This window comes from Psychrobacter sp. AOP3-A1-26 (assembly GCF_052378235.1).
Taxonomy (GTDB): domain Bacteria; phylum Pseudomonadota; class Gammaproteobacteria; order Pseudomonadales; family Moraxellaceae; genus Psychrobacter.
On the sequence record NZ_JBQSXN010000014.1, the window covers coordinates 14,293 to 26,361 of the forward strand.

Consider the following 12,069-nt stretch of genomic DNA (forward strand, 5'->3'; position numbering starts at 1 on the left):
GTACCACTTAATCTTAATATCACTGCTCTACCTAACCTTGAGTGCAAAGCGATCAAACCTATTGACCGCTACCTTTTTCTAATCATGCTGACAACCAATCATATTGGTAAATAAGCGCGCTGGATTTAATTTATGGAACAAACCAACCGCGGTCATCGGAGAAATCAATGAGCAAGTTAACATTGCGCAGCTTGATGACTGACCCTGTAATCATGCCTGCTTTACGTCCTGCACTCCCCAAGCTCTCTATTGGCGTTCTGTCCTCGTCCTTATCTGGTCTGGCCATGCTTGGGGCGCTGTGGTGCTTGGTCAAATTAATCGATGATATCGCATTACCGTGGGTGATTGCGGCTGTGGGGCTGTGGTTGCTAGGTGCTTTGTTTGCCGCCGCCGCCTCGGCGCTGGCTCATGATGCAGAAGCGGCGTTTTCTGCAAGATTGCGGCGGCAAGTGGCCAATCACGTGACCCGATTGCCTGCCAGCACATTATCCAAGCAAGGCGATCAGTCCTTGCGGCGCTTGGTGTCAGAAGATATTGCGACGCTGCATCATATGGTGGCGCATCTGCCCTCAGAGGTGACAAGCTTTGCGATTTTACCGCTGGTATCTATTGTTATATTGGTGAGTGTGGCAGGCGCTGTGGCGCTGTGGGTCTTACTGCCAGGTGTGATCGCGTCTTTATATTATCTAGTCATTGTGCCGCGCGTGACAGCGCGTGATGGTGCTGCGCGCATGCAGGTGGTGGGCGAGGTTATCTCCGCTGTAGATGACTATGCACGTGGTATCCGCGTCAATCGTATCTACGGTCAACAGTCGGGGGCGCTGGCTGCTTATCATGATGCCACCAAGCGCTTTACAGACAGCTTGGTCATGTGGGTGAGTAAAGTGGCGACGCTCGCAGGTATGGCCGTGGCACTACTACAAGCGGTAGCGACATTTGCGATTGCTTATCTGATTGCTTATGACTACGACACCTCAGTGCTAGCCACGATCTTGTTTTTCAGTCTCGCCGTGGTCAGTCCCGCGTTACGTCTGGGGCATGGGCTGGATTATGTTGGTGCTGGTAAAGCCGCGGCAAGTCGGCTGATTGCATTATTACAACAACCCATATTACCCAAGGGTCAAATAACGCAGCTATCAGCGCCGTTCACGCTAAAAATTACAGACGCTGAGATGGTGATCAATAATGTCCAGATTATTGACGGGCTGACGCATACGTTTAAGACAAATGCCGTCACTGCCATCACAGGGCCCAGCGGCGCGGGTAAAACGACGCTGCTGCGCATATTGGCAGGCTTTGAGCCATTGCACGCCGGACAGGTGCAGCTGGCAAACATAAACATAGCCAAGCTGGATGAATACACCAGACATAATGCCGTATTGTTCGTACCGCAAGGGGGTGATGTGCTGCCTGCAACCGTCAAAGACAACCTACTACTATTTGCCCCGAATGCTACAGATCACGCGCTTAACGCGGCACTAGAGTGCGCTCAGCTGAGCGTGGATCTGAGCGCCGATGCTCAGTCGCTCTCAGGCGGCGAACGTCAGCGTATCGGTCTTGCCAGCGTATTTTTATCATCAGCACCTATCATTCTACTTGATGAACCCACCAGCGCTTTGGATCACGCGAGGATTACAAAAGTGCTAACAGCCTTGCTAGATGAAGCACACAATCAAGAAAAGACCATCATTATGGTGACGCATGATAAGGCATTGGCCGATCAAACAGATGCTCGACTAGAGCTGATACCCAATACTGATCTGGAGCGCTTGTCATGAGTATTACCCTAGACACACCACACAAAAAGCCGACACCGTCATTGCCAGCGATTGCGCGTAGACGATTGATGACAGTAGGGGTAGGCTGGATAGCGGTTGCTGTCTTAGAAGCCATTGCTTATACCGCGCTGGCACTAGGTATTGTCAATCAATGGTCACCCAAATGGGTCTTAGTCACCGCTTGTGCCGCCATTTTTGCTACCGTATTGGTCAATCGTTCAGGTTACTTAACTGGTGTGCGACTGGCGGGCGACTTGTACGCGGCGCTGGGTCAAGCTCTCTCGCGTACCAAGCTGTCTTGGTTTACCAATGAGCATCGTGCTCAGGTTGCAACCATTGCTGGTCAAGGTATACCAGGATTTATGAGTATCCCCGCGCATCAGCTGCAAAAGTTCTTGCATGCGCCCTGTATCCCCTTATTTTTAATCTTTGGGATTGGCATGGTTGCAGGGTTGACGCTGGCATTAGTGGCGGCAGCGCTATTGATATTGTCTCTGATCGTCCAATTTTTATCACAGCGGGCGCTAAGTCGTGCTGATAACAATCGGCATAAGGCAGAAGCCAGCACCGCAGAAGCCACGCTTGAATTGGTAGATCATATGGAGTTATTAAGAACAGCGGCAGGGCCCAAACGCGCCATCGCCCGTATTGAGCAGCGCTGGTGTATTCAAGAAGATACCTTAAAAAGCACCAACCACGCTGCCGCCATGGCTGTGTTTGTCTCAAACCTAGCTACCGTGTTACCTATAGCTGGTATGGCCGCTTACCTCATTATCACAGGTGGCAGTAGTGCGGTAATGATCTTGGCGGTACTGGTTTTGGTCGGTCGTGCAGCCGCCCCACTTGATGAACTGGCTGTGGCAGGTTTGGGTATTAATGATTTAAAAGCCTCTTTACAGAATTATCAGCAGGCGATCAATACACCAACGCTGCCTGAGCCTGCCCTTTTCAAATCTGCTACTGCTGACTATCAGCTAAGTATACGTCAGGTAAGTCATGCACCCGTCTTAAAAGACATCAATATTGACATTCCAGAAGGCAATCGAGTGTGGGTCACGGGTGTGAGCGGCAGCGGTAAGAGCACCTTGCTTGAGTTATTGATGCGCTTTGATGACCCTGAACACGGTCATATTTTGCTCGGCGGCGTAAAGATCAGTGACATGGCATATGAAGATCTGGCGGCGCATATCGCCTATGTCCCTCAAGATCCCATCGTATTTACAGGCACTCTGGCTGAAAATATCCGTATTGGCAATCCGCAAGCATCAGACGTTGAGATTGACAGCATTGCCCGAAAAATGAGGCTGGAGTCTGTGATTGATCGTACCCCTGAGGGGATACATCAGTCCGTGGGTCAGCAAGGCGCGGCTTTATCAGGAGGAGAGCGTCAACGCGTCGCACTGGCACGCGCATTACTCAAAAAAGCGCCCATTTTAGTATTAGATGAAGCGACATCAGCTTTAGATGAACAAATCGAAAAAGGTATTGCCGATAGCATTCGCGCCTTGTCTGCTACGGTGGTTTTTGTGACACATCGTGATGCGACGATCTGGCAGCCGACACAATCTATCGCCTTATAGGTCTGATATAGTCGAATATAAATAAAAAGAGACGCTGCTATAAAACCGCCTGATTAAAAGTTATTTTTCTTTTGTGCGGTTCGCTACTGTATTCGCTTCTTTATTTGAACACAGACACTATAGATGATGAAACATAGAGATATAAAGCTGGGTAAATATGACGTCAATGAATAACTGTTATCACCTGTTTTGTCTGCCACCAGCCGGCAGCAGCTCTGCGATCTATCGCGCATGGCAGCCGATAATGGCCAAGACCTGTGAACATCGCCATATAAAAGTCATACCGATAGAGTATCCGGGGCATGGTAGCAGATCGGGGCAACCCTTGGTTAATGATCCAAATGTATTGGCGGCAGACATTGCTCAGACGATTATGTCCTATAAAGACATGCCTTATATTTTATTTGGACATAGTGTCGGTGGCGCTTTGTTGTGGACGGTGATCGATCATCTGCGCACACAGGATGCGCTTGGATTGCTGGCATTGGTGGTGGTCAGCAGTCGCCCAACGCCGCAATATTTACAACATATCTGTGGCAGGCAGCACTTAACGGATGATGAGATTATCGAAAAACTGACGCATTATAATAATTTTCCATCTGAGATTTTACAAAATACAGCAGCGCTGAACTATTTCTTGACCATTATTCGTAATGATTTTTCTGTCAGTAACCAGCTTATCTGTCAGCAGGTAACCAATACACCTGCGCCCTTAACCGCGCCTTTAATTGTATTTTATGGTATTGATGATCCAGATATCGAAGACGAGGCGATGATGCAAGCGTGGCAGGCGCATTCTGAGGTTTTTTTGGGGTGTCATGCACTGACAGGCGATCATTTTTATTTTTTAAATCCGTCATCGCGTGCGCAAATGCTAAAAAAAATAGAGGAGGGTTTGCTGTATGCGTTACCACACCATAAAGCGTGAGGTATCGGACACCAGTGCTTTATTGGCACAAGATGCGCGGGCGCTGAGTGACATACAACAGCATATTCGGCTGACGTATCACACCATAGTGCTCGCGCATCACCAAATACATCAGCTGTCTGTGAGTGTATTGACCGCCAATTTTGCGATAGAGGCGGCGTATGCTTGTTTTGATATTGACTTACCAGAGGCAGTAACCCGCGTATCCACAAAGCGAAAGCTGGATTTTTTGACAGGGCGCTTGGCGGCAAAGCTTGCCTTACAGGCGTTGGGCTTGGCCCATTTTACCGTATTAAAAGGAAAGTATGGCGAGCCGCTATGGCCAGATGGCATGACGGGAAGCATTAGCCACACAGGTGACAAAACATCGTGTACGGCGATCTGCTGCGCTTATCGGCAATCATCTATGCAGAATTGTAGTGCTATAGGGGTGGATATTGAGGCCAAAATAAACAATGTCTGTTTTGAGCATCAGGTTTGCTTTGATCGTGCTGAGCCTCAGCACTATGCTTGTTTAAATAATCATGCTTTTTTAAATCATCAAGAAACTATGACACTGCTAGAGTATTTGTGTGGCATACATCCAAATCATTATATCTATTTAATGATATTTTCTGCTAAAGAGAGTCTCATTAAGGCGATATACGCCAAATACAATATATTACTGAGTTTTTTAGCGTTTGAGTATATAGGCGTGTCTGGTGAGGTTATGACTTTTACCATCATTGATGGCACGCAGAAGGTACAAGCAAACGGACTGACCCAAACGGTGATGCAGGTGCAATGGGTGATGACAGGGCAGCATATCATCACCATCTGCTCTCTATCCTAGAGATATCAAAACAAGTACCGCCTATAATTTACAAATGATAATGATTATCAAAATTACTATTATTAATATTTAAGAAAAATAAGTAGCAATAATGATCGATGCATCAATAACCACAGTGAGATATCAATTATGTCTTTACAACACTATTTAGAAACACCGACGAATCATGAATCATATTCTGCCTGCTTTTCCACAAAGGAGTATCACCTGATCGGCAAGCATTTTTCGCAGACGCTAATGACACCTGCAGCAGATACGGTGCATTTTAATCAGCGTATTGCTGATCGTTTTAAAGAGATGAAAAATAATGGCGATAAAAATCCAATCTTAATTGCTGCTATTCCTTTTGATATCAGAAATGACGCGGTATTAAATTTTTATAGTGACTACGATAAGTCGGACAAAAAAACCAAAAAATCTGATCTGAAAGCTGATCTGATAAAAAACGAGACGCACATCAAGAACAAAACTTTACTGGTGGATCAAGATAAGTTTAAAAAAACCGTCAACTATGCGTTAGAGACTTTCAAAAATACAGAGCTAACAAAAATAGTACTGTCACAAGCAGTGGATGTTAGTTTTGATGAGTCGCAGAACCTAGCCTTTTATTTAGACGCCTTGCTAGATAAGAACCCAACCGCTTATAACTTTGTAATCCCCGTAGACAATCAGCAGTACCTACTAGGGGCGAGCCCAGAGTTACTATTGTCTAAAAATGATCGACTCGTTAAGAGCAATCCTCTAGCGGGTTCTAGACCCAAGCGTGATAGCTTAGAGCACAATCAAAGAAACCAACGAGCCTTGCATGAGTCGATCAAGGATCAGCACGAGCATAAAATCGTTGTCGAAAATATATCGCGCAACCTGGTGGCAGACTGTGTGACGCTGAGTATGTCTGAGTTTCCAGAAGTGCTTGAAACCTCGACCATGTTTCATTTGTCCTCAACATTACAAGGCACACTAAAAAAAGCGGCGCCCAACGCTTTGAGCTTGGCATTAAAACTACACCCAACCCCCGCAGTGTGTGGTACACCAACGCAATTGGCCAAAGATTTTATATTGCAGCATGAAGGGTATGAGCGCGGCTATTACACAGGCTTGGTGGGCTGGATGGATGCAGAAGGCAATGGCGAGTGGGTCGTCACCATTCGTTGCGGGCTACTGAATGATAAAAAATTACGATTGTATGCGGGTGCTGGTATCGTCGAAGGGTCTGACCCAGAGTCGGAGTGGCGTGAGACAGAAGACAAAATGAAAACCATACTACGCCTCTGTGACACCAGCGCGTAAACCACTCAAACCCACTTAAGGAGCAGCATGATGACAAACCACACTGTGACAAAAAAAACCGCGTGGCTGGTGGGCGTCAATCAAGGCATTGGCGCAGATGTGATGCAGCGCCTGTTAGATGAGGATGTTGAGGTCATCGGTATCGATAAGACCAAAGACAAACTGCCCGCTGCACTACAACAGCAGGTACACATTTGCGATATTCGAGATGAACAACAGATTGTACATTTATGCGAGACACTATTAACGGTCAGTCCTCCTGACTATTTCATTCATGTTGCAGGTGTCCTACATTTGGGACAGCACGATGATATACCATCGACAGATTGGCTGGATACCTTTGCGGTAAATGTGTTTTCTTGCTTTCACTTCTGCCAAAAATTGACGCCTTATTTTAAAGAAAAACGCAGTGGCAGTATCGTTGTGGTGTCATCCAATGCCGCCACGATGCCGCGTATCAATATGTCTGCCTACGGAGCATCAAAAGCGGCGCTGACTTACTTCACAAAGACCGTCGCATTAGAGCTGGCTGAATATGGTGTCAGAGCCAATGTGGTGTCACCAGGATCCACGGGGACGGCGATGCAAACGCAGCTATGGACAGATGACAATGGCGAGCAAACCACCATTACAGGCAGTCTTCAACAGTATAAACTTGGCATACCGCTACAAAAAATAGCGCAGGTTAAAGACATCACCAACGCGATCATGTTTTTTATAAGCGATCAATCGTCACACATCACCATGCAGGATCTGGTGGTGGATGGTGGTGCGACGTTAGGGTGCTAGCACGGTGGTATAGTTAATCCAAAATAAAAGTGGTACGGTCATCATGTTCTACTGGTATAAATTTTCCTCGCTGGCTGTTCGCAAGCGTGACAGATGCTTCGTACAATTTACCCCAGTAGAACCGTACTCTTTTTAAAATGGATAGACTATATGAGCACTTAAAAAAGACATAAAAAAGATAAAGAGGATCTAAAAAAGGTTTACTGCGGTAAACCCTTTTTAGATCCTCTTTATGTAGCGCAGCTTTATGGACGGTCTAAAGCAAGCTGTACTTTTGTCATTACCTCACCCAGTGTTTTACAGGCCACCAGTGAATAAAAATCAAGTGAGACATTCAGCTGCTGTGACAGCTGTGTGGCAATGGTCATCAACTGTTTGGGTTTTAGGTTTAAAGCAAACAGTTGCGTATCGCCCCTCAGCATTTGCGTTTGATGCTCGGGTAGATGGCTTTTGAATAAGGTCAAGATGGTATCAATCACTTCTGCTGACAGGCTGGGATCAGTGGGTATGCCCGCTGTGACAGGCATTATTACAGATGTTGGCGCTATAGATAATCGTTCCTGTGCTAGGCTTAATAGCTTGTTGCGATCGACTTTGTGGTTCGCTGTCAGCGGTATGTCGTCTATTAATAAAAACTTAGAGGGAATGTGCGAGCTTGGTAGCTGATCTTTTAGATAGACTCTTAGATCAACAGCGCCCAGCTGTTGCTTGGACACGCGGTTGGTATTGCTTATGTCATGCGTATTGTCGATATTGTCGATGGTATAAAGCGCCACCAGCTCATTGATATCGGTGGTAGGGTTTGTGCAACTGATCACTACGGCATGATGAATGGCAGGATGGCTAGATAATGAATTTTCAACTTCAGATGCTGCAATGCGTACGCCTTTGACCTTGAGATAGCCTGCCTTGCGTCCTGAAAATATGATTGCACCATCATCTCGATAATAACCCAAATCACTCATCTTAAAGGCCATGACCACACCGCCATTTATCGTTTCAATAGGCACAAAGTCATTGTGATGTGTCTCTCCATCCAATAAGTAGCCATTTGATAAATTGATGCCAGACATATACATGGTGCCGATAGTACCAGCCTCACAAGGCGCGTGCTGCTCATTTAGAATGTGATACTGGTTGTGTGCTAAGGCCTTCCCATATGGAATGATGTGTTGATCGTCGTCAAGGATTTCATGCCAAATACTCCAAATGGTGGTTTCTGTCGGCCCGCCTAAAGAAAACAGCCGCGCTTGAGGCAAGGTTTGTTTGAGCAGGGCAACCATAGATGGATTGATATAGTCACCACCTTGGGCAATGAAGCGCAGGGTCTTGATTTGATCATGACCGCTCGCCGTCAGTAACATATCGACAATGGCAGGCACGCTACACCACAGTGTGATGTGATGTTTGGCGATCAATGTTGCCCATGCACCCGCATCTTTTTGCTGCTCGGTAGTTGGGATGACCAGCGTCGCACCAACGGACAGGGGCGCAAAAATATCGAATACAGACATGTCATGATGAAAAGGCGTGATAGCCATAAAGACATCGTTATGAGTGATATCCCAGTGTGCTATGGTTTGTTGCAAGACATTGGCAGTTGCCTGATTGTTTAAGACCACACATTTTGGTTTTCCTGTGCTGCCCGAAGTATAGAGATAGTAAGCAGGGCGACGGCTTAAATCATAGGTGCAAGACCAGTCAAGCGGATCTATCAGGTCGTTATGACCGCGCGCGGTATCGATATTAATGGTCGTTATTTGAATACCAGATAGCGGCGATAGTGGCCCCTGACTGACGACAAAGTCGGCGCGACTGTTGGTCAGTAAGTAGTCAATCCTTGAGCGCGGTGCTTGGATATCAATAGGCAACCAAACGATACCCATTAAAGCACATGCAATCGTGATATAGATATGTTCAGGGCTTTTATGCAAACAAATGGCCACAACAGACCCAGCACGAATGCCTTGCTGCCTAAATATGGCCATTATTACTGCCACATGATGCCCCACCTCATGATAGCTGATCGATTGATCAGCAAAAATAAGCGCGGTCTTATTTGGCGGTGTGACCAATACATTGGTCCTAATCGCATCAAGATAGTCATGCAATACGACGTTTGCAAATGCAGCATCTTGGTTGGGAGTATAGTTGGGCGTACAAACACCCTCTAAATGGTCATCACTCACGTTCTTCATATCCTTTTACCTAGGGGGATTGTTTAGGCTGACTTTTGCTGCTGTTGTATCAAATCCCACCAGTTAGACAAGGTTGGATTGCGTGCAATCTCTTTAAAACCAATATCAACGCCATATCCTTTAAACTCGGCGGCAAGCTGCATGATCCTAAGCGAGTCTAACCCGTAGACAATTAAATTCTCCTCAGGGTCGATCTCTTCCTCTTCCTCAATGAGCTGCTCAACTCGGGTATGAAGCCACTGTTTGGTGATCTTGTCCGTTTTTGCCCCAACGATCGCCTCGGTATTTAGCACTTGACCACAACGCGAAGACACATACTGTAATGACATGCGATGCTCCGCTTCTGAGAAGTCAGCAACCGCATCACCGACTAAGAAGCATTGAATGTCACTCATAAACGCATCTATAGCGGTCACCATACAGCCAATATGGGCATAAACCCCGCCCACAATCAGCTGGTCACGGTTCCAGCCTTGCATGCGCGCCTGCAAGTCTGAGCGGGCAAACGCGCTGTAGCGCCACTTGGTCAAGACGGTATCTGTGTCAGCTGGGGTGAGCGGATCGACAATGGGTTGCTGATCGGCTGTCGATGCTGGCAAGCCTGCGCCCCACATGGCATTGAGTAGGGCGCGGTCTTCCTCTGGCTGCTCATAAGGCTGGGCGGTATATACCACAGGGACGCCATTGTCATAAGCCCATTGGCGCAGGCGTGTTAAATGCTGGATCAAGGTATTGATAAGTGTACTGTCCGTCTCATAAAAATTAATAAAATAACGCTGCATGTCATGGATTAGAAGTACGGCTCGTTTGGCATCGAGTTGCCAATTTACTTTATTGGCGGGGTAGCTTTCAGGCTGCGGCATGGGGTAGTCGGAGAGGGTTTTGATGGTCATACAAGGCTCGCTATTGAATTTGAAAGTATTGGGATGGTCATAAAATCATTAAAGTAATTGAAGAGTACGCAGGGCTTTTTTGTCGGTTTTGCCCACGGCGGTTAAGGGCATAGACTCAATAAACTTAAAAAGATCAGGGATTTTATACTGAGCAATACCTGTGTTTAGTAAATAACGCCGTAGCGTTGATGCTTTGATATTAGGGTCACGAGAGATGATGTAGAGGCAGCTTTTTTCACCAAGTCGCGGGTCGGTGATGGCGATGAGCGCGGCGTTTAACACATCAGGATGCGCAAGAATGAGGTTTTCAATTTCCTCAGAAGCGATCTTTTCCCCGCCACGATTGATCTGGTCTTTGACGCGCCCCACAACGCGCAAATTGCCCTCAGGGGTGCGCTGTACCAAATCGCCAGAGGCATAGTAGCCATTCTTATCAAATGCGTTGGCATTGTGCTCAGGGCTTTGGTAATATCCGCAAAAAGTGTAAGGCCCGCGGGTGGTCAGCATGCCCACCTCACCCTCTGGGACAGGATTGCCTTGCTCATCAACAATCATCACCTCATCATCTGGACTTATCGGTCGCCCTTGGCTAGTGAATATTTGCTCATCAGCATCATCCAAGCGAGTGTAATTCACCAGTCCCTCAGCCATACCAAAAACCTGCTGTAAAGCACAGCCAAATACTATAGGCACTTTTCGTGCGAGCGTCTCAGAGAAATTTGCCCCGCCGACCTGTATCAGCTGCAAGGTTTTCAGCTGTGCTGCATGTTTGGGCGCTTGCTCTATCCACGCCACGACCGCACTTGGTACTAGTGACGCCATAGTGACACCATAACGCGCAATGATTGAAAAGCATTTTAAGGGCTCAGGATCAGGTGCCATAACGACTGTGCCTCCTGCATACAGCACGCCAAGCGCACCAGGAGAGCTCATCATAAAATTGTGCGGTGCCGGTAGCGCGCAAAGCAGCCGCGTATCAGTATCCAGTCTGCAAATATCAGCACTCGCTCTGACACTATAGTAATAGTCGTTGTGTGTACGCGGGATTAGCTTGGGCGTGCCCGTACTACCGCCGGACAACTGAAAAAAAGCCACCTCATCGGCGGGGGTAGGCGAGTAGAGCACAGGATGCGCATCGTCAGCATCCACCATATCGCTGGCTGCTATCCATGTCTCCAGTCTGTATTTACTTGCCGTATTTGCAGCGTCATTCAGGGTTAAGACAAGCTGCGGGCTCAGATCAGTAGCATGAAGCTCATTAATAAAGTCATCGTCTTTAAACACCTCGTGAGTCGCTGACACGATAAGTAACTGTGGTTTAATTTGCTGACAAAAGCTACGTAGCTCATGCTGCCGATGGGAATAAAGCGCATTTAAGGGAACGACACCTATTTTTAATAGCGCAAAAAAAACAATATAAAATTCAGCCGTGTTGGGCAGCTGCACCAAGGCGGTGTCTCCTTTGCCAATACCTTGAGCGCTGATGCGATGGGCTAGATGGGTAGATAAGTCATCTAACGCTTGATAGCTGAGCTGACGATCACCGCAGATCAGCGCCGTCGCTTTAGGGTCGTTGGCACAGCGCTGAGACAGGATATGTGTCAGTGGTTCATTGATCCAATAGCCTTGGGTTATATAGTGCTGCGTTCTGTTTTTTGGCCAAGGATAAAATTTAATAAGCGGTTTAATCATATTGTCAAAACCTTAGCGAAACGGTGCTACGTCATAGTGAAAAAAAATATCAGGGCAATAAAACAACAATCATCAATTATTGTTTGTAA

General features: G+C 47.0%; 9 protein-coding genes. 6 read left to right on the forward strand and 3 right to left on the reverse strand.

The window, feature by feature from the left end; genetic code table 11:
- Positions 1 to 167: 167 nt before the first annotated feature.
- From ACT3TU_RS04185 to dhbA, 6 genes are all read left to right on the forward strand, one after another.
- Positions 168 to 1,778 carry an ATP-binding cassette domain-containing protein gene (locus ACT3TU_RS04185; protein ID WP_444784067.1) on the forward strand — a complete coding sequence of 537 codons (1,611 nt, stop codon included), beginning with the start codon at positions 168 to 170 and terminating at the stop codon, positions 1,776 to 1,778.
- Positions 1,775 to 3,358, forward strand: a complete 1,584-nt coding sequence (locus ACT3TU_RS04190) for an ATP-binding cassette domain-containing protein (RefSeq protein ID WP_444784068.1) — start codon at positions 1,775 to 1,777, stop codon at positions 3,356 to 3,358. The genes ACT3TU_RS04185 and ACT3TU_RS04190 overlap by 4 nt, the downstream gene beginning before the upstream one ends.
- A gap of 157 nt (positions 3,359 to 3,515) precedes the next feature.
- Positions 3,516 to 4,286, forward strand: a complete 771-nt coding sequence (locus tag ACT3TU_RS04195; protein WP_404816099.1) for a thioesterase II family protein — start codon at positions 3,516 to 3,518, stop codon at positions 4,284 to 4,286.
- The gene (locus ACT3TU_RS04200) at positions 4,261 to 5,118 is read left to right on the forward strand and encodes a 4'-phosphopantetheinyl transferase family protein (RefSeq protein WP_193011453.1); all 858 of its coding nucleotides are present in this window, start codon (positions 4,261 to 4,263) and stop codon (positions 5,116 to 5,118) included. The genes ACT3TU_RS04195 and ACT3TU_RS04200 overlap by 26 nt, the downstream gene beginning before the upstream one ends.
- A gap of 126 nt (positions 5,119 to 5,244) precedes the next feature.
- Positions 5,245 to 6,408 (forward strand): isochorismate synthase, encoded by a 1,164-nt coding sequence (locus ACT3TU_RS04205; protein ID WP_442065673.1) that lies wholly within the window; start codon positions 5,245 to 5,247, stop codon positions 6,406 to 6,408.
- Between the two features lie 30 nt (positions 6,409 to 6,438).
- Positions 6,439 to 7,197, forward strand: coding sequence for a 2,3-dihydro-2,3-dihydroxybenzoate dehydrogenase (dhbA, locus tag ACT3TU_RS04210; protein ID WP_193011455.1), 759 nt, complete (start codon positions 6,439 to 6,441; stop codon positions 7,195 to 7,197).
- Positions 7,198 to 7,442: 245 nt separating this feature from the next.
- Here the strand turns inward: dhbA and ACT3TU_RS04215 are convergent, their stop codons facing one another.
- Genes ACT3TU_RS04215 through ACT3TU_RS04225 form a run of 3 tightly spaced genes read right to left on the reverse strand, consistent with a single transcriptional unit; the run spans position 7,443 to position 11,980 of the window.
- The gene (locus tag ACT3TU_RS04215; protein ID WP_193011456.1) at positions 7,443 to 9,395 is read right to left on the reverse strand and encodes an AMP-binding protein; all 1,953 of its coding nucleotides are present in this window, start codon (positions 9,393 to 9,395) and stop codon (positions 7,443 to 7,445) included.
- Positions 9,396 to 9,418: 23 nt separating this feature from the next.
- Positions 9,419 to 10,288 carry an isochorismatase family protein gene (locus ACT3TU_RS04220; protein WP_193011457.1) on the reverse strand — a complete coding sequence of 290 codons (870 nt, stop codon included), beginning with the start codon at positions 10,286 to 10,288 and terminating at the stop codon, positions 9,419 to 9,421.
- 48 nt (positions 10,289 to 10,336) lie between these two features.
- The gene (locus ACT3TU_RS04225; RefSeq protein ID WP_193011458.1) at positions 10,337 to 11,980 is read right to left on the reverse strand and encodes a (2,3-dihydroxybenzoyl)adenylate synthase; all 1,644 of its coding nucleotides are present in this window, start codon (positions 11,978 to 11,980) and stop codon (positions 10,337 to 10,339) included.
- Positions 11,981 to 12,069: the final 89 nt, after the last annotated feature.

Excerpts from the sequence above, each read along its gene's own strand:
- ACT3TU_RS04190 (WP_444784068.1), top strand. The coding sequence starts at position 1,775 with ATGAGTATTACCCTAGACACACCACACAAAAAGCCGACACCGTCATTG.
- ACT3TU_RS04195 (WP_404816099.1), top strand. The coding sequence starts at position 3,516 with ATGACGTCAATGAATAACTGTTATCACCTGTTTTGTCTGCCACCAGCC.
- ACT3TU_RS04200 (WP_193011453.1), top strand. The coding sequence starts at position 4,261 with ATGCGTTACCACACCATAAAGCGTGAGGTATCGGACACCAGTGCTTTA.
- ACT3TU_RS04225 (WP_193011458.1), bottom strand. The coding sequence starts at position 11,980 with ATGATTAAACCGCTTATTAAATTTTATCCTTGGCCAAAAAACAGAACG.
- ACT3TU_RS04215 (WP_193011456.1), bottom strand. The coding sequence starts at position 9,395 with ATGAAGAACGTGAGTGATGACCATTTAGAGGGTGTTTGTACGCCCAAC.
- dhbA (WP_193011455.1), top strand. The coding sequence starts at position 6,439 with ATGACAAACCACACTGTGACAAAAAAAACCGCGTGGCTGGTGGGCGTC.
- ACT3TU_RS04220 (WP_193011457.1), bottom strand. The coding sequence starts at position 10,288 with ATGACCATCAAAACCCTCTCCGACTACCCCATGCCGCAGCCTGAAAGC.
- ACT3TU_RS04185 (WP_444784067.1), top strand. The coding sequence starts at position 168 with ATGAGCAAGTTAACATTGCGCAGCTTGATGACTGACCCTGTAATCATG.